Genomic DNA, 20869 nt, shown 5'->3' with positions numbered 1-20869 from the left:
GTCCCCGGCTCTGCCTCAGACGGTCCCGCTCTCGGCCCGCCCGTCCGCGCCCACCGGCCAGAACAGCAGCGGGGCGAGGGCGAGTTCGTGGGCGGCGAGCGCCGGCTGGAAACCGTGCGGCCGTCCTTCGACGGCGAGGGAGAGGAGCCTGCCGAGCGCTCCGAGCTCCAGTGGCGGTACGAGCGTACGGCCACCTGCTCCTGGAGGGCGCCGAAGAGGTCAGAAGACCGACAGGCCCGTGATGGTCGTGAACCGGTCGAGCGCGGTCACGCCCGCCACCGAGTTGCCCCGGCTGTCCAGGCCGGGGCTCCAGACGCACAGCGTGCAGCGGCCCGGGACGACGGCGACGACCGCGCCGCCGACGCCGCTCTTGCCGGGGAGCCCGACCCGGTAGGCGAAGTCCCCGGCCGCGTCGTAGGTGCCACAGGTGAGCATCACGGCGTTGACCTGCTTGGCCTGACTGCGGGTCAGCAGGCGGCTGCCGTCGGCGCGGAGGCCGTGCCGGGCCAGGAAGCCGGTGGCGAGGGCGAGGTCGGCGCAGGAGGCCTCCAGGGAGCACTGGCGGAAGTACTCGCTCAGGAGGTCGGGGACGGGGCCCGTGATGTTGCCGTAGGAGGCCATGAAGTGGGCCAGGGCGGCGTTGCGGTCGCCGTGGGCCGCTTCGGAGGCGGCGACGCCGGCGTCGAAGGCGAGGTCCGGGTTGCCGCTCTCGGCGCGCAGGAAGTCGAGCAGGCTTCCGGAGGCGTCGCCGGTCAGTCGGTGCAGCCGGTCGGTGACGACGAGGGCGCCGGCGTTGATGAACGGGTTGCGGGGGATGCCGTGTTCGTACTCCAGCTGGACGAGGGAGTTGAACGGGTCGCCGGAGGGTTCCCGGCCGACGTGGGCCCAGAGCGCCTCGCCCTCTCCGGCGAGGGCCAGCGCGAGGGTGAAGACCTTGGTGACGGACTGCGTGGAGAACGGGCGCTGCCAGTCCCCCACTCCGTAGACCGTGCCGTCGAGTTCCGCCACGGCCATGCCGAAGTCGCGCGGGTCGCCGGCCGCGAGGGCCGGGATGTAGTCGGCCGGGGTGCCACGGTCGGCGAGTTCCGCGATCTCCTCGGCGATGCGGTCGAGGACGGGCTGGAAGGAGGCGATCGTGGTCACGCGCCGCCCCGCGCTCCCGGCTCGGCGGCCGGAACGGTCGCGGACCCCGCTACGGCTTCGGCGGCAGGGAGGGTCGCGGACCCTGCGACGGCTTCGGCGGCAGGGACGATCGCCGGACCCTCGGCAGCTTCGGCATCCGCGCCGGCCCCCGAAGCCGCCGCCAGGCCGAGGTCACCGTCGGCCGGAGCGGTGAAGTAGCGGGCGACGTCGGCCTCCGTGACCTCGGCGAGGGTGGCCGGGGTCCAGCGGGGGTTGCGGTCCTTGTCGACGACCTGGGCGCGGATGCCCTCGACGAGGTCGGGGGTGGAGAGGGCCGCGCAGGAGACGCGGTACTCCAGGTCGAGGACCTCCTCCAGGGTGGCGAGGGCCCGGGAGCGGCGGAGCGTGGCCAGGGTCGCCTTGAGGGCGGCCGGGGACCTCCCGAGAAGGGTCTCGGCGGTCTCCTTGGCGGCGGGTACGCCGGTGTCGTAGAGGCGCTCGACGATCTCCTCGACGGTCGGGGCGGAGTAGCAGGCGTCGATCCAGGCCCGCTGCTCGGCGAGGACGCCGGGCGGCGGGGCGACGGCGTGGCGGGCGAGGGCCTCGTCGGCGGGCAGCCGCGTCAGGTCGCGGAGCAGGGCGGGGAGTTCGGCGGAGGGGACGCAGGCGTCGGCGAGGCCCGTGAGGATCGCGTCGGCGGGGCCGGCGTGGGCGCCGGTGAGGGCGAGGTGGGTGCCGAGTTCGCCGGGGGCGCGGCCGAGGAGGTGGGTGCCGCCGACGTCGGGGACGAAGCCGATGCCGGTCTCGGGCATGGCGACGCGGGAGCGCTCGGTGACGACGCGGACGGAGCCGTGCGCGGAGACGCCGACGCCGCCGCCCATGACGATGCCGTCCATGAGGGCGACGTAGGGCTTCGGGTAGCGGGAGATACGGGCGTTGAGCCGGTACTCGTCGCGCCAGAAGGCCGCGGAGGCGGAGCCGCCGGCGCGGGCGTCGTCGTGGATGGCGCGGATGTCGCCGCCGGCGCAGAGACCCCGCTCCCCGGCGCCTTCGATGACGACGGTGGTGACGGCCGGGTCGTGCTCCCAGTCGGTGAGCGCGCCGTCGACGGCGCGGACCATGGCGTGGGTGAGCGCGTTGATGGCGCGGGGCCGGTTCAGGGTGATGATCCCGGCCCGGCCCTCCGTCCGGAGGAGCACGTCGGGAGTTCCGGTCGGCACGATCACTCGGTCCCTTCGGGTGGCACGACTCACTGACCCGGCCACCGTACCGGGAGGGGCGGGGGCACCGAAGGGCGGGAAGGACTCATCCGCTTCTCGCGGATCCTGATTGCACGGTGCGCGGTCCGGTGACGGCCGCTACTCCGCGTCCTCACACCGAGTCCTTCCCGTCACCTCCATGGAACCACCGGCGGGACCGGGGCGCGAGCCCCCGGTGCGCGCACGGGACGCGGGTGACCGCGTCCCGTGCGTCCCCCGGTGCCTCAGGCGGGCAGCAGGTCCTGCGGGATGCGCACCTGCCGCGGGGTGGAGAGGCGCAGCTCGATGATGTCCCGGACGGTGGGCCATTCCTCGTCGAGGATCGAGTAGAAGGCCGTGTCGCGGACGGCGCCGTCGAGACCACGGGAGTGGGCCCGGCGGATGCCTTCGCAGGTCGCTCCGAGGCGCTCGATGGCGATTCTGGAGCGGGTGTTGCGGGCGTCGGCGCGCAGGGTGATGCGGCGGACGCCCCAGGCCTCGAAGGCGTGCCGGAGCATGAGGTACTTGGCCTCGGTGTTGATGCCGGTGCCGCGGGCGTCTCCGGCGATCCAGGTGTTCCCGATCTCGGCGGCGTCCGGGACGGCGGTCAGCGGATCGCCGTGGGGCATGCCGGGAACGGGCGGCCAGATCAGCGGGCCCCGCCAGTAGTCGAGTTCGAGGAAGCGGGTCGAGCCGATGACTCTCTCGTCGGCCGTACTGACCAGGGCGAAGGGCAGGCAACGGCCTGCCGCCTGATCGGTGAGGGCGCGGGCGATGTAGTCGAGGGTCGATTCGAGGCCATCGGGTACGGGGGTGAAGGCGTAGGCCGATCGGTCCGCCCCGCCGGCCCGGGCGAGGGCTTCGGCGTGCCGCATCGCCAGCGGCTCCAGGCGCACGGAGCGCCCGGTCAGGAGAACAGGTACTGGCACGGAACCTCGGGTCTTTCACGGGCAGGGACGACTCCCGCCGCGGGGAGGCCGCGGCGGCAGCAGGAGGGAGGTTCTCGCCCGGTGCCGAAAGTGCCGTGAGAACGGCAAATGAGCAGGTAAAACGGTTCGCCACCGGGTGCGAGGAGGATCAGTATGCAGCCACAACCGCTCCGAGAACAGAACCCGGGGAGAACCTGCGTCCACGCGAGGGTGAAGCCTGCCGCACGGCACGGTCGCGCGGTCTCACGGGCCGGACGGGGCCGCCCGCCAGTCGGACGGCCCGTCGGTTCAGACGCAGGTGGGATGGCCCCAGCCGTCGGAGTTCTTCGCGATGGTCTCGCCCTTGTCGTAGGCACGACCACAGCGGCAGCGGCCCGGGAATTTCGCGTTGAGGGTGCCGCCGGACGGGCGAGTCCTGCGGGCGGATCCCCCGCCCGCGCTCGCGGAGCCCTTACGGGGCGCAGAGGAGCGCGCTCGGGGCGTGGAGGAGCGCGTGGCGGGCTCCGCCGGGGGCAGTTCGGCCCCGGCCGTGGAGTCCAGCGGCTCCTGGGTGCGGGCGGAGTGGCTGGCGGCGCGGTCGGCGGCGTCGTTGAGGGGGTCGCCGTCGACCTGGTGCGCGGGGACGTACACGAAGTCGACGTCCCGGCCGGTGAGCAGCTCGTCGATCCGCACGACCAGGTCCTTGTTGGCGACCGGGGTCCCGGCGGCGGTCTTCCAGCCCTTGCGGCGCCAGCCGGGGAGCCAGGTCGTGACGGCCTTCATGGCGTACTGCGAGTCCATGCGGACCTCGGCCGGCACCGCGGGGTCGAGGGCTTCGAGCAGGCGCTCAAGGGCCGTGAGTTCGGCCACGTTGTTGGTCGCCCGGCCGAGCGGGCCGGCCTCCCAGCGGTCGATCGCTCCGTCGGCGCGGCCGATGACCCATGCCCAGGCCGCGGGGCCGGGGTTTCCCTTCGACGCGCCGTCGCACGCCGCGATGATCTTCTCCACCATCCCACGATCCTGACACGGCGAAGGAGGTGGGCCGACCCACGCCCGCCGCCGCGCGGCCGAGGGGTGGGCGGTCCCACCCCTCCGCCGCGGCCGGGCGGGTCAGAAGGCGCCGTAATTGACCTGCCAGGTGGGCAGGCCCATCCGGCGCCAGAGCGCGACGACGCGGTCACGGTCGTCCAGGGAGACCCGGACCGCGTACCGGTGGCGCACATGGGCGTCGAAGAGCTCCGCCTTCACGAGGTCGTCGCCGCGGCCGTCGCCGGAGGCGCGCATCCACAGCTCGTCGTACGGCACCTCGTGCCGGGCGAGCCAGCTCTCGGTGAGGGCGCGGTGGTCCTCGCTGCGCCCGGAGAGGAGGACGGTCCGGTCCCGCTCGGAGTGCCGGAAGGCCCGCAGGGCGTCGCGGACGGAGGGGTTGATCAGATCGCGGTCGCAGCGGCTGAAGTCGTACGGGCCCCGGTCGACGCGCAGCGCGAGGGTGCCGTCGATGTCGCACATGACGGCGGTGGGGAGCTCCGGGTCGGGGACGTAGGGCTCTCCGACGGTGGGGCGGTCGTTGAGCCAGTCCGCGGTGAGGCGCCAGCCGCCCCGGGTGGCCTTGGCGTGCTTGTCCGCGAGGATGCGGATGATCTCCTCGCCGACGGGCCGCTCGCGGGCGGCGTCGCGGCGGACGCACTCGTCGACGGCGACGCCGGTGAAGTCGTGGACGACGAAGGTGGCCAGGCCGCCGACGGCCGCCTTGAGCCGCTTGGGGATGTGCGGGGTCAGATGGGTGTTGTCGACGACGACGTCGAAGCCGTCGTCGACGGCTGCGCGGACCGCCGCGTCCTGGATGCCGAGCACCGTCTGCTCGTGCGTGTGCGACCGGCCGCGGTCCGTCGCGGGGAGGTCGAGCATGGCACGGAGGTCGTCGAGGTTGACGCGCCGCATCCGCCCCTCGGCGGCGGCCTGGAGGGCGCGGGCGGCGGTCGTCTTCCCGGAGGCCGGGAGGCCGGTCATGAGGTGGACGACAGGCACGGTTTCAGTTCTCCTCGTCGTGGGCGAAGGGGTCGGTGGCCTCGGGGCGCAGCTGTCGCCAGACGAGGAGGTCGGTGGGGCGCCCGTCGAGGCGCAGGAACAGGAGGGCCCGCAGGGCCCGGTCGGTGAGGCCGGAGGCGGCGCGGGCGAAGGCCGCCCGGTCGCCGGCGAGGTGGGCCAGGCGGGCGTACGCCTCGTCGACGGCCCGCTCGCGGTCCGCCGCGGCCGCTTCGAGGCGGGTGATGACCTCGCGCACCCAGGCGTCGAACTCGTCCGGGACCTGTTCGAGGAGGGCGTCGAGGGGCTTGCCGCCGGAGGCCTCGACGTCGGTGACGGCGCAGCCGAGGCCCTTGGCCAGCTCGCCGGCCGGGAGGGCGGCGAAGCGCTGGATGCCGTGGCTGCGCCAGATGTCCCGGTCGCTGACGCCGGTGAGCACCTTGTGCAGGCGTACGTACTCGCTGAGCTTGGCCTTGGCGCGCAGTCCCGAGGCGAAGCGCAGGACGAAGCCCTCGGCGTCGGTGCCGGTGGCCCGTGCGCCGCCGGGGAGGGTGTTGGACTCGGTCAGGGCGACGAGCTCGTCGACGCCCATGGCGGGCCAGGTGCGGACGACGGAGCCGAGGGGCTGCCAGCCTTCGGCGGCCTCGGCGAGGGGGAGCTCGGTGCCGTCGGCGCGGAAGGCGGCGAGCAGCACGAGGTCGCGGCGCTCGCCGTAGTTCACGACGATGCGGTTGCCCGGGTAGAGCATCTCGGCGAGGTAGGTGACGCCGGGGGTCAGGCCCGTGGTGTCGGCGGCGTCGAGGCGGCGCTGGGCCCAGGTGGCCTGGCCGCTGGTGAAGGAGCCCTTGGAGGCGACGTGCCAGCGGTCGGCGTAGTGGAAGACGACGGCGAGGCTGCCGTCGACCTTGTCGTAGACCTCGAAGGGTTCGTCGGGCAGCGGGGGCGCGTAGGGGCGGCCGCCGGCGTGCTCGGAGAGGTTGAAGAACTTGGGGAGGGGGAGCGCCACGATCCGCCCGGTGGTGTCGTCGGCGACGAGCCCGCGGCAGCGTGTGGTCGCCCGGTTCCAGACCTGGGCGTACTGGCACGCGCGCGTGTACGTGTAGATCGACAGCGGCAGTTCTGGGTGGTGCTTGCGCGTGACGTGCCCGTTCGCGAGTGCGGCGGCGAGCTCGTCGGACGGCATCAGGTCGTGGAGAGTCAGGGTCGCCTGGCTCATGGGTCCCTCCCGTGTGTTCGATGATCCATTCTCGGGGTGGGACGGCCGGGCGGGACAGTGATTTTTCGCGGTGGGGAGCCGCCGGAGCGGGTGTTGGGCGGGCTCCCGACCCCGGGCGTGTCGGTGGCGCCCCGTAGACTCGCCGTCTGCCCGTCGGTGACGGAACCGGCCCAGACGAAGGAAGCGAGCCCCATGAACCACGCGGACGGCACGGCACCTATCTATGCCGAGCTCATACGGGAGCGGGGGGATGTTCCCGGTGACGTCCGTCAGGTCGCCGAGGAGGTTCTGCGGGATCTGAGCCGGGTGATCCCGATGCCTCCGCAGGGAATGGCACCGCAGGGAATGGTGCCGCAGGGGATGCCGCCCCAGGGCATGGCTTCGCAGGGCATGGCTCCGCAGGGTCTGGTGCCGCAGGGCGCGATCGTGCCCGCCGGTGCCCCGCACCCCGGTGTCGGCGGCCCGATGGGCGTGGGCGGCCCCGGGGGCATGATGGGCCAGGCCGGCGCCGTCGTCCCGCACCGGCCGCTGCACTGACCTCGTCGGACCCGAGTGCCGGGCCGTTGTCAGTGGCGTACGTCATGCTGCCGTCCGACGTGACCGTACGGTGACACAGGGGATGACGAGATGGCCGAGGTACTGCTCTTCCACCACGCGCTCGGGCTGACGGAGGGCGTCGGCGCGTTCGCCGAAGGCCTGCGGCGGGCCGGGCACACGGTACACGTGCCCGATCTGTACGAGGGGCGGACGTTCGGGGACCTGGAAGCCGGCGTCGGGCACGCCCAGGAGGTCGGCTTCGACACGATCGTGGCCCGGGGCGAGCGCGCGGCCGAGGGGCTCCCGGAGGACGTCGTGTACGCCGGGTTCTCGCTGGGCGTGCTGCCCGCGCAGAAGCTGGCGCAGACCCGGCCCGGCGCTGCCGGTGCGCTGCTGTTCGGCGCCTGCGTGCCGGTGCACGCGTTCGGCACGGCCTGGCCGGAGGGCGTACGGGTCCAGGTGCACGGGATGGACGCCGATCCGTACTTCGTCGGCGACGGGGACCTGGTGGCGGCGCGCGAACTGGTGGCGGGTTCCGGGGAGCGGGAGTTGTTCCTCTACCCGGGGGCGGCCCATCTGTTCTCGGAGCGCGGTGCGCCGGACTTCGTGCCGGAGGCGGCCGCGCTGTGCGCCGAGCGGGTGCTGTGCTTCCTCGACGCCCTCGACGGGTGAGCCCCGCGGGGCCGGGTCAACCGATCGGTGGACCCCGGGGTCGGCCGTCCCGCCGTCCGGGAGGGGACGGGCGGCGGACCCGGCGGGGCCCGGCGCGGGCGGAGGATCGGGGCAGGGCGCGGGACCCCCTGCAGGGCCGTCCGCGCGGTCGCCGTACCGAGGAGTCCGTCATGCCGAAGTTCCGCCGTTCGTCCCGTGCCGCCCGGGTGCTCCTGCCCGGCGCGGTGGCCGTGGTCCTGCTCGCGGGCTGCGCCCAGGGCTCCGGCGGGACGGCCTCCGCCACCGGTGGGACGACGCCCGCCGGGACCTCGCCCACCCCCGGCTCCCCCGGCTCCCCCGTCACCGTGACGCCCGCCCCGGACGGCACGGTCGCCCCGGGCACCCTGCTCGTCACCGACTTCGGCTCCGACACGGTCACCTTCGTCGACCCCGCGCGCGGTGCCACCGGTTCCGTGAAGGTCGGCACCGCGCCGTACGGTCTGGCCGTCGGCGAGGACGGGCGGGCCTGGGTGGCGACCGCCGAGGGCGTGGCCGTCGTGGACACGAAGAGCCGCGCACGCCTCGCGCTCATCCCGTACCGCACGGACACCGGTCCCGTCACGACGGGCGAGTACCGGGGCGGCGGCATGGGCATCGCGATCTCCCCGGACGGGCGTCGGGCCTACGTGGGCGTCAACGTGCCCGGTGGGAACGGCACGCTCGAGGTCATCGACACGACGGCGCTCAAGGTCACCGACACCGTCCCGGTCGGCCGGCGGCCGTTCGACATAGACGTGTCACGGGACGGCGCCGAGGTGTACGCGACGGACCACGACTCCTTCGACGTCACGGTCGTCGCGGCGGGAACCCTTGAGCCGCGCCGGATCGAGGTCGCCCCGTACGGCACGGAGGGCGGGCCCGGCTCCTGGCTCAAGCCGCACTACACGGCCGTCCGCCCCTCTGACGGGAAGCTGCTGCTGCCCTTCGAGGGCGAGCGGCTCGCGGTGGTCGACCCCCGGACGGGCCGGACGACGATCGAGCCGATGACCGCGAACACCCATCAGCACGGGGCGACCACAACCGCCGACGGGACGCTGCTGACCGTCGGCACCGGCCCCATCGACCCGGACGTGGACCGCGGGCCCTCCCTGACGGTGCGCGCGCCCGGCGGTGCCGAGCGGGTCTACCCGCTGGAGGGCCCGCACGAGAGCGTGGCCGTGTCCCGGGACGGCCGTACCGCCTATGTGACGGGCGGCTTCACCCGGGACGGGTACTGGGACGGTCTGACCGTCGTCGACCTGGACACGGGCGACACCCGCCGCCTCCCCGCGGGCTCGCGCCCCCTGGGGATCGCGGTGCTCTGACCCGCGGCGGCGCCTCAGCGCTGCGGCGGCAGGACGGTGAGGACCCGCTCCACGAAGGCCTTGAAGTCGGACATGAAGTCCGACAGGAACTGCTGGGTCGTCGGATCGGTGACCTCCCCGTCCTCGTCGAACAGCCCCGGGGTGAACTGGATGTACGCCTCCGGGGCGTTCATCTGCGGGGAGTTGCAGAAGCTGAGCACCGAACGGAGGCTCTGCTGGGCGACGGCCGTGCCGATCTTGCCCGGCGAGGCGCCGATGACGGCGGACGGCTTGTGGGTGAAGGAGTTCGTGCCCCAGGGGCGGCTGGCCCAGTCGATGGCGTTCTTGAGCGCGCCGGGGATGGACCGGTTGTACTCGGGCGTCACGAAGAGGACCGCGTCGACGGCCGCGATGGCGTCCTTGAGGGCCCTGCCCTCGGGCGGGTAGGCGGCGTCGAAGTCGTGGTTGTAGAGGGGGAGGTCCTTGATGGGGATCTCCCGGAACTCGAGGCCGGGGGGCGCGACGCGGATCAGGGCCCGGGACAGGATCCGGTTGATGGACTTCGTCGAGAGGCTGCCGACGAAATAGCCGACCTGGTACGTGGTCATGCGCGCTGTCCTGCCTTCCGCTGGGGGGAGTTTCCGGGGCCTTCCATGGGGCCTTCCGCAACGTAACCCGAGGAGCGATACGTCACCAATCGCGATAAAAAGGGTGAAACCAACGCTCATACGGAAGGGCGGACAGCGTGACGCGACCGAGAATCCTCGTGGTGGGCGCCGGTTTCGCCGGTGTGGGCTGCGTACGGCGGCTCGAACGGCGGCTTGCCGATCGGGAGGCGCTGATCACGCTCCTCTCACCGTTCTCGTACCAGCTGTACCTGCCGCTGCTCCCCCAGGTGGCCGCGGGCGTCCTGACCCCGCAGTCGGTCGCGCTCTCGCTGCGCCGCAGCCAGCGGCACCGGACCCGGATCGTCCCTGGCGGTGTCGTCGGCGTCGACACGGCCGCGAAGGTCTGTGTGGTGCGGACGATCTCCGGCGAGTTCGTGACGGAGCCGTACGACCACCTCGTCCTCGCGCCGGGCAGCGTGACCCGCACCTTCGACATCCCGGGGCTCGCCGATCACGCGCGCGGGATGAAGACCCTCGCGGAGGCCGTCTACATCCGCGACCACGTCATCGCCCAGCTGGATCTGGCGGACGCGAGCGACGACGACGAGGAGCGGGCCGCACGGCTGCGGTTCGTCGTGGTCGGCGGCGGCTACGCGGGCACGGAGACGGCGGCCTGCCTCCAACTGCTCACCCGCAACGCGGTCAAGCGCTACCCCCGGCTCGACCCCGACCTCATCAAGTGGCACCTCGTGGACATCGCGCCGAAGCTGATGCCCGAACTGGGCGACAAGCTGGGCGCCGCCGCCATGGACATCCTGACCAAGCGCGGCATCGAGGTGTCGCTCGGAGTGTCGGTGGCCTCCGTGGACGACGAGGCGGTGACCCTCACCGACGGGCGGGTGCTGCCCAGCCGGACGCTGATCTGGACGGCCGGAGTGGCCGCGAGCCCGCTGATCGGCACGCTCGGCGCGGAGACCGTCCGGGGCCGGCTCGTCGTCTCGGCCGAGATGGACGTGCCGGGGCTCGACGGGGTGTGGGCGCTCGGCGACGCGGCCGCCGTCCCCGACCTCGTCAAGGGCGACGAGGGCGCGATCTGCCCGCCGACCGCGCAGCACGCGATGCGGCAGGGCAAGGCCGTCGCCGACAACCTCGTCGCGACGCTGCGACACGAGCAGACCCACCCGTACACGCACAAGGACCTCGGGCTCGTCGTGGACCTCGGCGGGATGGACGGGGTGTCGAAGCCGCTCGGTGTGGAACTGCACGGGGCCGCCGCCCAGGCCGTGGCCCGCGGCTACCACTGGGCGGCGCTGCGGACCAATGTGGCCAAGACCCGGGTGATGACGAACTGGCTGCTCAACGCCGTCGCGGGCGACGACTACGTACGGACCGGGTTCCTGGCCTCGAAGGCGGGGACGCTCCGGGACTTCGAGTACACGGACGCGTATCTGACGCCGGAGCAGGTCCGCGAGCACACGGGCTCGTTGCGCGGGGCGGTCGGGACGGGCGGCGGCGACTGACGCACTCCGCGCGGCGGAGACCGACACCCTCCGCGCGGCGCCGGGTGTCCGATTCCCGGCGCCGGGCAGGCTGTCCGTACGCGAGACGCCGCGCGGGCCGTCATTCCGCGAGTTCTCGCGCCGGGCCCATGACCACGACGGGATCCGCGGCCGGGTCGAGGGCGCGCAGGAGTTCACGCAGCGCCTCCTGGTCCAGGGCGATGCAGGCCTGCGTGGGTCCGCCGTGGTCGACGTGGATCCAGACGCCGCCGCCCTTCTCGTCGCCGAGCGGACGCTCCCTGTCGAGCGGGCTCCGCCCCGGCACCCGGTTGTAGTCGATCGCGATCACGTGATCGAACGATCCTTCCAGCGGCTCACCCAGGAAGCCGGTGCCGCTGATGTCGAACAGTTCGTCCTCGTCGTACGGGAGCCGGGTGCCGGGATCGGGGAGCCTGCCGCCCGCGTCGCCGATCCGGAAGACCCCGATGGGGCTGCGCAGATCACCGGCCGTGTGGTCGGAGGTCCAGCCCTGGAGGGCGTTGTGGGCGCGCCACGGTCCGGCGGCCTCGATCCAGCCACGGGCGGGGTCGCGCCGGTACAGGGTGGCGGTCGAGGTGTTGGAGTCCTCGGTGGCGCCGGTGACGACGAGGGCCTGGGTGCTGCCGTCGGGCACGAGGGCCTGGGTGTCCGGGCCGACACCGGGGAGCCTGGGCACGGGGACCGGGGCGGACGCGAGGTGGTTGGCGCCCGCGGCCGGCGAGGCCGGGTGGGGACGGCCGTCACCCGAGGCGGGCGCGGTCGTGCGGGCGGGTGCGGGTGTGGGTGCGGTGGGGCTCGCGCAGCCGGTGAGCAGCAGGGCGGCGCACAGTGCGCCGGCGCTCAGCAGCGCGGGTGCGCCCTTGCGGACGGGCATGGGACGGCATCCTCCTGGCCGGGGGCAGTGCAGCGATCCGTACCCGTTCGACGGGCGGCACTGCCGCCGCGACCGCGCCCTCACCCGTACGGCTGCCTCCGTGGCGCGAACGGCCGACCGCGCCTTCCCCGCGCGGCCCGACCGGAATCCGTACCAGTGAGGTACCGCCGAAGTACCGCTGAAGTGCCATTGACGTGCCATTGAGGTGCCACCGAGGCACGGCTGAGATACCACTGAGAGCGATCGGCCCGCCTCCGGATCCCGAAACCAGGCCACTTCCTTCGGATTGGCCCCCGCGTTCCCCTTGATCGACTGCCTACTCTGAGGCCATGCATCCCAGCCTCGCCGCCGACCTCGCCCGCCTCCCCGAACTCCTCCAGTCCGCCCGCGACTTCGCGGCCGGTGAGCTGTCCCGGCTGGATGAGCGGCCCGTCGCCACCGCCGAGGATGCCCCCGTGCCCGAGCCGCTCCCGGCGGAGGGCGTCGGCGCGCAGGGCGCCCTCGACCGGTTCGCGCGGCGCTGGGACCCCGGCTTCTCGGGCTCGGCGGGCCCGCGCTACCTCGGCTTCGTGACCGGCGGCGCCACCCCGGCGGCGCTGACCGGCGACTGGCTCACCGGTACGTACGACCAGAACGGATCCAGCGGCGGGGGTTCGACCTCCGACGCCCTGGAGCGCGAGACGGTGGGCTGGCTGCGGGAGCTCTTCGGGCTGAGCGGGGAGCACCGGGGCGCGTTCGTCAGCGGCGCCACGATGTCGAACACCGTGGGTCTGGCCATCGCCCGGGAGTGGCTGGGCGAGCGGCTGGGCGTCTCGGTGTCGCGCGCCGGGGCGGCCGCGCTCGGCCCCGTCACCGTCCTGTCCGGCAGCCCGCACTCCAGCATCACCAAGGCCCTGTCGGTCCTGGGCATCGGGCGGGACCGGCTGCGGCCGGTGCCGCTGCTCGGCGGGGAGCGCGAGGCCGTGGACGTGGCGCGCCTCGCCGAGGCGCTGGAGTCGCTGGACGGGCGGCCGGCGATCGTGGTCGCCAACGCGGGGACGGTGAACACGGTCGACTTCGACGACCTGCGGGCGATCGCCGCGCTCAAGGAGCGGTACGACTTCTGGCTGCACGTCGACGCGGCGTTCGGCGCGTTCGCGGCGCTCTCCCCCGCCCACGCCTCGCTCGTCGACGGTCTCGACGCCGCCGACTCGATCTGCGTGGACCTGCACAAGTGGCTGAACGTCCCCTATGACGCCGCCGTCCAGTTCACCCGCCGTCAGGACCTCCAGGTACGGGTCTTCCACAACGAGTCGCCGTATCTCGGCCTCCCGACCGGGACGCCCGACTTCCTGCATCTGACGCCGGAGAACTCGCGGCGGCTGCGCGCCCTGGCCACGTGGTTCTCGCTGACCGCGTACGGGCGCGAGGGGCATGCCGAGATCGTGGAGCGCTGCGCGGCCCTCGCCCGCCGCCTCGGCGAGGGGATCGCGGCCGCCCCCGGCCTCCGGCTCCTCGCGCCGGTGCACCTGAACGTCGTGTGCTTCACGCTCGCCGACCGTCCGACGGCGGAGCGGCTCGCCGCCGTGGCGCGGGCGGTCGCCGACTCCGGCGAGGCCTTCCTCACCCCCACGGTCCTGCACGGGACGCCCGCGCTGCGCGCCGCGTTCAGCAACTGGCGGACGACGGAGCAGGACACGGACCGGGTCCGGGACGCGCTCGCGCGGGCGGTCGCGCTCCTTCCGGCCTGAACCGGCAACTTTCTGACGACCCGTCAGAACATCTCGTCGCGGGTCTGGGAACCTCCGGCGCCCGGCGCTACCCTCCGCGCATGATTCGGACGGTGGTGTGGGGTACGGGGAATGTCGGGCGCGCGGCCATTCGCGCCGTGGACGCCCATCCGGGTCTCGAGCTCGCGGCCGTGCTCGTGTCCGACCCGGCCAAGGTGGGCCGTGACGCGGGCCGGCTCGCGGGGCTCGGGCGCGATCTCGGGGTGCTCGCCGGCGACGACGTCGGCGCGGTGCTCGACGGGCGGCCGGGGGCGGTGGTGTACGCGGCCTCCGGCGACACCCGGCCCGACGGGGCGCTCGCCGATGTGGCGCGGGCCGTGGCGGCGGGCGCGGTGGTGGTGACACCCGCCCTGTATCCGCTGTACGACCAGCGCAACGCGCCGCCCGAGTTCCGGGATCCGGTGCTCGCGGCGGTCGCCGAGGGCGGCGGTTCGCTCTTCGTGTCGGGCGTCGACCCGGGCTGGGGCAACGACGTGCTGCCGCTCCTGGTGAGCGGCCTCGCCGCCACGGTGGACGTGATCCGCTGCCAGGAGATCTTCGACTACTCGACGTACGAACAGGAGGAGTCGGTCCGCGAACTCGTGGGGATGGGCCGGCCGATGGAGTACGAGCCGCCCATGCTCTGGCCGTCGGTCCCGACGATGATCTGGGGCGGGCAGATACGCCTGATGGCCCGCGCGCTCGGGGCCGAACTCGACGAGATCCGCGAGACCTTGGAGCGGCGCCCGCTGGAGTCCACGGTGAAGACGCGGACGATGGGCGCGTTCGAGGCGGGCACGCAGGGCGCGGTCCGCTTCGAGGTCCAGGGGATCGTCGGCGGGGAACCCCGCATCGTGATCGAGCACGTCACCCGGATCCACCCCTCGTGCGCGCCGGACTGGCCGGTGCCGCCGGACGGGGCGGGCGCACACCGGGTGATCGTCGAGGGGAGCCCCCGGATCGAGGTGACGGTGGCGGCGACCGACGAGGGCGAGAACCGGTCGGCGGGCGGGAACGCCACGGCGGTGGGGCGGCTCGTCGGGGCGATCGAGTGGCTGGCGGCGGCGGAGCCGGGACTGTACGACGCGCTGGACGTGCCGCTGCGGCCGGCGGTCGGGAAGCTGGGAAGGAGACCGTAGTGATCATCGACATTCCCGAGGGCCAGGAGCCGATCGGGTACGTGTGGGGCGACATGGTCCCGGAGATCGGGACGGCGGCGGCGAACTTCTCGCTGTCCGTGTACGCCCATACGACCCTGGGGCTGCGCGAGTTCGAGGCGGCGCGGCTGCGGATCGCGCAGATCAACGGCTGCGGCTTCTGTCTCGACTGGCGCACGGACCGGGACGGGGTGAAGGTCGAGCAGGGGTTCGACGAGCTCGTCGCGGCGTGGCGGGAGACGGAGGTCTCGGAGTCCTTCGACGAGCGGACGCGGCTCGCGGCCGAGTACGCGGAGCGTTACGCGCTCGACCACCACGGTCTCGACGAGGAGTTCTGGGCGCGGATGACGGCGCGGTACAGCCAGGCGGAGATCGTGGAGCTGACGATGAGCCTGGGCTCGTGGCTGGCGTTCGGGCGGCTCAACCGGGTGCTCGGGCTCGACGAGGTCTGCGTGCTGCCGACGCACTGAGGATACGGAGAGGGGGCGGCCGCTCGCCGGCCGGCCCCTCGGCGCCTTCGGAGGCCCTCGCGTTCCGAAGTCCTCGTCCTCAGAAGTCCTCGCCCTCCGAAGTCCTCGTCCTCAGAAGTCCTCGGCGATGATGCGCTCGATGTTGCGCTCGGCGAGGGCGGTGATGGTGACGAACGGGTTGACGCTGGTGTTCCCGGGGATGAGGGAGCCGTCCATGACGTAGAGCCCCTGGTAGCCGTGGAGGCGGCCGTGGTTGTCGGTGGCCCGGTCGAGGACGGCGCCGCCCAGCGGGTGGTAGGTGAGGTGGTCGCCCCAGATCTTGTAGGCACCGAAGAGGTCGGTCCGGTAGATCGTCCCCTCCCTGCTGTTGATCTTGTCGAAGATGGACCTGGCCATGTCGATGGACGTCTGCTTCCAGGCCCGGTCCCAGCTCAGGTCGACCTTGCCCGTGGCCGGGTTCCAGCTGAACTCGGCGCGGCGGGGGGTGCGGGTGATGGAGAGGTAGAACGAGGCGTAGGTCTCGATGCCGGTGGGCAGCGGGGCGACCTCGGAGAAGGCACCGCCGGCCTCCCAGTTGTCGATGCCGGCGGTGGGCATCGAGGACTGGAGCTGTCCGGTGGGGTCCCACATGTGGTTGGCGCGGCCGCACATGACGTTGCCGTTGTCGCCCCAGCCCTTGCCGATCTCGTCGTTGAGGGCGCCCAGGGCGCCGGTCGCCTTGAGCCGGGTGAGGAGCTTGCTGGTGCCGACGCTGCCGGCGGCGAAGAAGACCCGGTCGGCGCGGACGGTCTTGGTGACGAGGGTGGCGCCGGTGGTGTCGATCTGCTCGATGACGACGGTGTAGCCGCCGGCGGCGGCCGGGCTGACGGAGGTCACCCGGTGGAGCGGGGAGACGTTCACCCGGCCGGTGGCGGCGGCCTGGGCGAGGTAGGTCTTCTGGAGGCTCTTCTTGCCCGCGTTGTTGCCGTAGATGACCTCGCCGTCCAGGGCGGACTTCTGGACGGCCCCGGCGGCCTCCTGCTTCATGTAGTCCCAGTCGTAGACGTTGGGCACGAAGACGAAGGGGAAGCCGGAGCGCTCGGCGTGCTTGCGGCCCACGCGCGCGTACTGGTAGCAGTCCTGGTTCTCCCACCAGTTGACGTCCACCGAGGTGACGCCCAGGCCCGCGTTGGCGCGCGGGTAGTAGGTGGCGTACATCTCGGCCGGGTCGACGGTGGGGAGGATCGCCGGGAAGCGCTCCCGGAGCGGGGTGACGGCCATGCCGCCGTTGACGAGGGAGCCTCCGCCGACACCGCGCCCCTGGTAGACGGTGATGCCGGCGAAGTCCTCCGCGTCGAGAATGCCGGTGTGCACCGGCACGTCCTTGTCGAGGGGGAAGCCGAGGAACTGGCTCAGCGGCTGCTTGGTGCGGCTGCGCAGCCAGAAGGAGCGGTAGTCCGGCTTGGTGGTGTTGGCGAAGATCTTGCCGTCGGGGCCCGGGGTGTCCCAGGCCATGCCCATCTCGATCATGTGGACGTCGACGCCGGCACGGGCGAGCCGCAGGGCGGCCACGGAGCCGCCGTAGCCGGTGCCGATGACGAGGGCACGGACCTGGGAACCGTCGGGGATGGGGGTGCAGTTCAGGCCGGGCACTTCGGCGCGGGCGGGGGTGGTGATCGTACCGGCGAGGGCGGCGGCGCCGAGAACAGAACCTGTTCCGGCGAGAAAACTGCGGCGGCTGACTCTGTGGTTTCCCTGGGCGGACAGGGGGTGTTCACTCATGTGATCTTCCTCGGCTTCGCGAGTGAATGGGAACACGTTCTACGACTGCCCGCCGAGGAAGTCACGAGAAACTGCCGGGTAACTTATGGCCGGAGAGGCCCTCTTGATCCCCCTGCCCGCGCTCAGACGGCGGCCGGGCCCGGGGCTCCGGTGAGGCGCTCGGGGGTGAGGAGTTCGGCGAGTCGCTGGGCGGGCAGCAGGCCCTTCTCCACGGTGAGTTCGAGGACCCCGCGGCCGGTGGCGAGCGCCTCCTGGGCGATGGCGGTGGCGGCGGTGTAGCCGAGGTGCGGGTTGAGGGCCGTGGCGAGACCGATGGAGTTCTCCACGGCCGCCCGGAGCGCCTCGGCGTTGGCGGTGATGCCGTCGACGCAGCGCTCGGCGAGGGTGAGGCAGGCGGCGCGCAGCGAGAGCAGGCTCTTCGAGAGGGCGTGGAAGATCACCGGCTCGAAGGCGTTGAGCTGGAGCTGTCCCGCCTCGGCCGCCATGGTGATGGTGATGTCGTTGCCGATCACCTCGAAGGCGACCTGGTTGACGACCTCGGGGATCACCGGGTTGACCTTGCCGGGCATGATGCTCGAACCGGCCTGCACCGGCGGCAGGTTGATCTCGCCGAGGCCCGCGCGCGGCCCCGAGGAGAGGAGGCGCAGGTCGTTGCAGGTCTTGGAGAGCTTGACCGCGATCCGCTTGAGGACGCCGGAGAGCTGGACGAAGGCGCCGCAGTCCTGGGTGGCCTCGATGAGGTTGGCGGAGGTGACGAGCGGGAGCCCGGTCAGCTCGGCGAGGTGGCGGCGGGCGGTCTCGGCGTAGCCGGGGGCGGCGTTGAGGCCGGTGCCGATGGCGGTGGCGCCGAGGTTGATCTCGTGGATGAGCTCGATCGCCTCGGCGAGCCGGCCGCGGTCCTCCTCCAGCATCACGGCGTACGTGGAGAACTCCTGGCCCAGCGTCATGGGCACCGCGTCCTGGAGCTGCGTGCGGCCCATCTTCACGACCTCGCGGAACTCCAGGGCCTTGGCGGCGAAGGCGTCCTGGAGGACGGCCATGGCCTTGAGGAGCTCGCGGGCGGCGCCGATCGCCGCGATGCGGATCGCGGTCGGGTAGACGTCGTTGGTGGACTGGCCGAGGTTGACGTCCTCGTTGGGGTGGAGGTGGGTGTACTCGCCCTTGGCGTGGCCGAGGAGCTCCAGGGCCCGGTTGGCGACGACCTCGTTGGCGTTCATGTTGGTGGAGGTGCCGGCGCCGCCCTGGACGACGTCCACGACGAACTGGTCGTGGAGCCGTCCCGTACGGATCTCCCGGCAGGCGCCGGCGATGGCGGCGGCCTTGTCGGAGGGGAGCAGGCCGAGCTCCTCGTTGGCGCGGGCGGCGGCCTCCTTGACGGCGGCGAGCGCGTCGATGAGGAGCGGGTAGACCGAGATGGGCGTGCCCGTGATGGCGAAGTTCTCGGTGGCGCGCAGGGTGTGGACGCCCCAGTAGGCGTCGGCGGGGACGTCCCGGTCGCCGAGCAGATCGTGCTCGCGGCGGACAGGAGCGTCGTGCGGGGCCGGTGCGGGAACCGCGGGAACCATGAAGGGCCGTCCTTGGGGAGAGGAGGGGAGGGATACCGGGTGGTACGGAGGCGTGCGCGGGCGCGGGAGGCGCACGTGCGGCCGGGTGGCTGTGTCCGGGCACGGCGGAGCCGCCGGGTGACCCCGGCGGGCGCGGTGCGCCGGTGAGGGAGGTTGAAATCCGGCTCGCGGGCGGGCGGGGGGTGCACCGTCCGCGAGCCGGGGCTGTGGGGTGGCCTGTCCGGGCCCGAGCCGCCGGGCGGGGCAGGCCTGCGGGGCTCTCGGGCCTGAACCGCCGGGCGGGGCGGTCCGGTGGAGCTCTCGGGCCTGAACCGCCAGGCGGGGCGGTCCGGTGGAGCCGGAGCCGCCGGACAGGCCTTAGACGCGGGCGGCGACCGCCGAGGCCGAGCGGGAGTGGCCGGTGGCGAGGGCGGGCTCGTCGCGGACCGGTCCTTCGAGGAGGCGGCGCAGGAGGGCGGTGCTGCGGGCGGGGTCGCCCACGGCGGCAGCGCCTTCGGCGAGGAGCGTGGAGAGCAGGGCGATGCGGGCCTGGCCGGCCCGGAGGGTGCCGGTGAGCAGGGCGCCCGAGGCGACGAGGTCGACCGCGCCGCCGCCGGTGTATATCTCGGCCAGCGGCCCGGCGGGGACGCGGGTGGTCACGGCGACGAGGACGCCCTGGGCGACCGCGTCGGCCACGGCGTCGGCGATCTCGGGGGTGGCGTTGCCGGCGCCGGTGGCGACGAGGACGATGCCCCGGGCGCCGGCGGCGACGGCCGCGTTCAGCAGGAACGGGTCGCCGTCGGAGTGGTGCGTGACGATGTCGACGCGGGGCAGCGGGGTGGCGCCGGGGCCGGTGGCGCCGGGCGCCGCGGTCCGCGCGGCGGTCGGCAGGGGCAGCGGGGCGGGGCGCTCCGGCTGCCGCTCGATGTCGACGCGGGAGAACCCGACGCGGCCGAGGCGCTCGGCGGAGGGGTCGGAGAAGGCGTCGGCGGCGAGGGTCTGGGTCTTCACGGTGCCGCGTGCCGCGTGGACGCGTCCGTCGAAGACGATGAGGACGCCGAGGTCGCGGACGGAGGCGGCGACCTGGAGGGCGTCGTAGAGGTTGCCGGGGCCGTCGCCGTCGCCGGTGCCGAAGGGGCGCTGGGCGCCGGTGAGGACGACCGGGCGCGCGTCCGCGTGGTGGAGGTCCAGGAGGAAGGCCGTCTCCTCCAGGGTGTCGGTGCCGTGGGTGACGACGATGCCGTCGACGCCGGGGTCGGCCAAGGTCTCGTGGACGGTGCGCAGCAGCGCGAGCTGGTGGGCCGAGGTCATGCGGGAGCTGTTCACGTTGAACAGGTCGACGACCTCGACGGTGACGCCCTCGGGCAGGGGGGCGGTCGCCAGCACGTCGTCGCCGGAGGCGTCGGCCGCGTAGCCGGTGCCCTGCCAGCGGCTGGCGATCGTGCCGCCGGTGCTGATGACGACGATCCGGCGCGCCCCTCCGTCGTTCGTCCGCTTCATGCCTGCCGTCCTCACTCCGTACCCATTTCTCCTGCGATCGCAACGATAGGACAGGAAGCGCGCAAGGCGATTGCGAAATCAGCCCCCTCTCTGTTTCAGCGTGGTGGATAATTGCGCCATGGACCGGATTGATCTCCACATCTTGCGTGAGCTCCAGAACGACGGCCGGCTGAGCAACCAGGAGCTGGCCCAGCGGGTCGGGCTCAGCGCCTCCCCCTGTCTGCGCCGGGTGCGCCAGCTGGAGCAGGACGGGGTGATCCAGGGCTACCGGGCGATCATCGATCCGGAGGCGGTGGGGCGGGGCTTCGAGGTGCTCGTCTCGGTGGAGGTGAAGCGGGACCGGGAGACGGTGGAGGCCTTCGAGGAGGCACTCCAGGACGTGCCGGACGTGATCGAGGCGTACCGGCTGTTCGGGAGCCCCGGCTGTCTGCTGCGGATCGCGGTGGCGGACCTCGCGGCGTACGAGCGGCTGTGGATCGAGCGGCTGACGACGCTGACCGGGGTCACCGAGGTGAACTCGCAGATCATCATGAAGCGGATCAAGGAACCGAAGGGGATGCCGGTGGACGTCCGGGGCGTCTGAGCCTCCGGGCCTAGAGCCTGTCTCTCAGATCCGCCTGTGGCATCGT

General features: G+C 73.1%; 20 protein-coding genes. 8 read left to right on the top strand and 12 right to left on the bottom strand.

The features are described 5' to 3' along the window. Nucleotides 1-15: 15 nt before the first annotated feature. The 7 genes from ACZ7HT_RS29045 to ACZ7HT_RS29015 all read right to left on the bottom strand — a co-directional run bounded on the left by ACZ7HT_RS29045 (nucleotide 16) and on the right by ACZ7HT_RS29015 (nucleotide 6509). Nucleotides 16-171, bottom strand: coding sequence for a DUF4345 family protein (locus ACZ7HT_RS29045; RefSeq protein ID WP_471171346.1), 156 nt, complete (start codon nucleotides 169-171; stop codon nucleotides 16-18). Between the two features lie 48 nt (nucleotides 172-219). Continuing rightward, a complete protein-coding gene (locus tag ACZ7HT_RS29040) occupies nucleotides 220-1143 on the bottom strand; it encodes a glutaminase (RefSeq protein ID WP_471171319.1) in 924 nt (307 codons plus the stop codon). Beyond that, nucleotides 1140-2348, bottom strand: coding sequence for an enoyl-CoA hydratase/isomerase family protein (locus ACZ7HT_RS29035; protein WP_471171317.1), 1209 nt, complete (start codon nucleotides 2346-2348; stop codon nucleotides 1140-1142). The genes ACZ7HT_RS29040 and ACZ7HT_RS29035 overlap by 4 nt, the downstream gene beginning before the upstream one ends. A gap of 257 nt (nucleotides 2349-2605) precedes the next feature. Further along, on the bottom strand, nucleotides 2606-3289 hold the full coding sequence (locus ACZ7HT_RS29030) for a GNAT family N-acetyltransferase (RefSeq protein WP_471171316.1): 684 nt from the start codon (nucleotides 3287-3289) through the stop codon (nucleotides 2606-2608). 288 nt (nucleotides 3290-3577) lie between these two features. Next, entirely contained in the window at nucleotides 3578-4279 is a 702-nt protein-coding gene (locus ACZ7HT_RS29025; protein ID WP_471171314.1) for a ribonuclease H family protein, read from the bottom strand. A 99-nt stretch (nucleotides 4280-4378) separates the two neighbouring features. After that, nucleotides 4379-5296 carry a phosphatase domain-containing protein gene (locus ACZ7HT_RS29020; RefSeq protein ID WP_471171313.1) on the bottom strand — a complete coding sequence of 306 codons (918 nt, stop codon included), beginning with the start codon at nucleotides 5294-5296 and terminating at the stop codon, nucleotides 4379-4381. A 4-nt stretch (nucleotides 5297-5300) separates the two neighbouring features. Continuing rightward, on the bottom strand, nucleotides 5301-6509 hold the full coding sequence (locus ACZ7HT_RS29015) for an RNA ligase (protein WP_471171312.1): 1209 nt from the start codon (nucleotides 6507-6509) through the stop codon (nucleotides 5301-5303). A gap of 192 nt (nucleotides 6510-6701) precedes the next feature. Between ACZ7HT_RS29015 and ACZ7HT_RS29010 the strand changes: the two genes are divergently transcribed. The 3 genes from ACZ7HT_RS29010 (at nucleotide 6702) to ACZ7HT_RS29000 (ending at nucleotide 9061) form a co-directional block, all read left to right on the top strand. Next, on the top strand, nucleotides 6702-7046 hold the full coding sequence (locus ACZ7HT_RS29010; RefSeq protein WP_471171311.1) for a hypothetical protein: 345 nt from the start codon (nucleotides 6702-6704) through the stop codon (nucleotides 7044-7046). 90 nt (nucleotides 7047-7136) lie between these two features. Next, nucleotides 7137-7718: a dienelactone hydrolase family protein gene (locus tag ACZ7HT_RS29005; RefSeq protein ID WP_471171310.1), complete on the top strand. Its 582-nt coding sequence runs from the start codon at nucleotides 7137-7139 to the stop codon at nucleotides 7716-7718. A 170-nt stretch (nucleotides 7719-7888) separates the two neighbouring features. After that, nucleotides 7889-9061 carry a YncE family protein gene (locus ACZ7HT_RS29000; protein WP_471171309.1) on the top strand — a complete coding sequence of 391 codons (1173 nt, stop codon included), beginning with the start codon at nucleotides 7889-7891 and terminating at the stop codon, nucleotides 9059-9061. Nucleotides 9062-9075: 14 nt separating this feature from the next. On the opposite strand, the gene ACZ7HT_RS28995 is transcribed toward ACZ7HT_RS29000, so the two are convergent. Further along, complete coding sequence (locus ACZ7HT_RS28995; protein WP_471171307.1) at nucleotides 9076-9648, bottom strand: NADPH-dependent FMN reductase; 573 nt, start codon at nucleotides 9646-9648, stop codon at nucleotides 9076-9078. 137 nt (nucleotides 9649-9785) lie between these two features. On the opposite strand from ACZ7HT_RS28995, the gene ACZ7HT_RS28990 reads away from it, so the two are divergent. Then, the gene (locus tag ACZ7HT_RS28990; protein ID WP_471171306.1) at nucleotides 9786-11168 is read left to right on the top strand and encodes an NAD(P)/FAD-dependent oxidoreductase; all 1383 of its coding nucleotides are present in this window, start codon (nucleotides 9786-9788) and stop codon (nucleotides 11166-11168) included. A 100-nt stretch (nucleotides 11169-11268) separates the two neighbouring features. On the opposite strand, the gene ACZ7HT_RS28985 is transcribed toward ACZ7HT_RS28990, so the two are convergent. Then, the gene (locus ACZ7HT_RS28985; RefSeq protein ID WP_471171305.1) at nucleotides 11269-12060 is read right to left on the bottom strand and encodes a L,D-transpeptidase family protein; all 792 of its coding nucleotides are present in this window, start codon (nucleotides 12058-12060) and stop codon (nucleotides 11269-11271) included. A gap of 329 nt (nucleotides 12061-12389) precedes the next feature. On the opposite strand from ACZ7HT_RS28985, the gene ACZ7HT_RS28980 reads away from it, so the two are divergent. From ACZ7HT_RS28980 to ACZ7HT_RS28970, 3 genes are all read left to right on the top strand, one after another. Further along, the gene (locus ACZ7HT_RS28980; RefSeq protein ID WP_471171304.1) at nucleotides 12390-13790 is read left to right on the top strand and encodes a pyridoxal phosphate-dependent decarboxylase family protein; all 1401 of its coding nucleotides are present in this window, start codon (nucleotides 12390-12392) and stop codon (nucleotides 13788-13790) included. Nucleotides 13791-13870: 80 nt separating this feature from the next. After that, a complete protein-coding gene (locus ACZ7HT_RS28975) occupies nucleotides 13871-14947 on the top strand; it encodes an NAD(P)H-dependent amine dehydrogenase family protein (RefSeq protein ID WP_471171303.1) in 1077 nt (358 codons plus the stop codon). Next, nucleotides 14947-15435: a carboxymuconolactone decarboxylase family protein gene (locus ACZ7HT_RS28970; protein ID WP_471171302.1), complete on the top strand. Its 489-nt coding sequence runs from the start codon at nucleotides 14947-14949 to the stop codon at nucleotides 15433-15435. Before ACZ7HT_RS28975 ends, ACZ7HT_RS28970 begins: the two co-directional genes overlap by 1 nt. Before the next feature lie 111 nt (nucleotides 15436-15546). On the opposite strand, the gene ACZ7HT_RS28965 is transcribed toward ACZ7HT_RS28970, so the two are convergent. The 3 genes from ACZ7HT_RS28965 to ACZ7HT_RS28955 form a co-directional block, all read right to left on the bottom strand. Then, entirely contained in the window at nucleotides 15547-17196 is a 1650-nt protein-coding gene (locus ACZ7HT_RS28965; RefSeq protein ID WP_471171301.1) for a GMC oxidoreductase, read from the bottom strand. 122 nt (nucleotides 17197-17318) lie between these two features. Further along, a complete protein-coding gene (gene aspA / locus ACZ7HT_RS28960; RefSeq protein ID WP_471171300.1) occupies nucleotides 17319-18761 on the bottom strand; it encodes an aspartate ammonia-lyase in 1443 nt (480 codons plus the stop codon). Between the two features lie 357 nt (nucleotides 18762-19118). After that, nucleotides 19119-20240 carry an asparaginase gene (locus tag ACZ7HT_RS28955; RefSeq protein ID WP_471171299.1) on the bottom strand — a complete coding sequence of 374 codons (1122 nt, stop codon included), beginning with the start codon at nucleotides 20238-20240 and terminating at the stop codon, nucleotides 19119-19121. A gap of 118 nt (nucleotides 20241-20358) precedes the next feature. Here ACZ7HT_RS28955 and ACZ7HT_RS28950 point away from each other — a divergent pair, with 118 nt between their 5' ends. Beyond that, nucleotides 20359-20823, top strand: coding sequence for an Lrp/AsnC family transcriptional regulator (locus ACZ7HT_RS28950; RefSeq protein WP_471171297.1), 465 nt, complete (start codon nucleotides 20359-20361; stop codon nucleotides 20821-20823). The last annotated feature ends 46 nt before the right edge of the window (nucleotides 20824-20869 follow it).

This window comes from Streptomyces sp. NPDC037410 (genome assembly GCF_055602235.1).
This window is presented reverse-complemented; position numbering and strand designations above follow the sequence as displayed.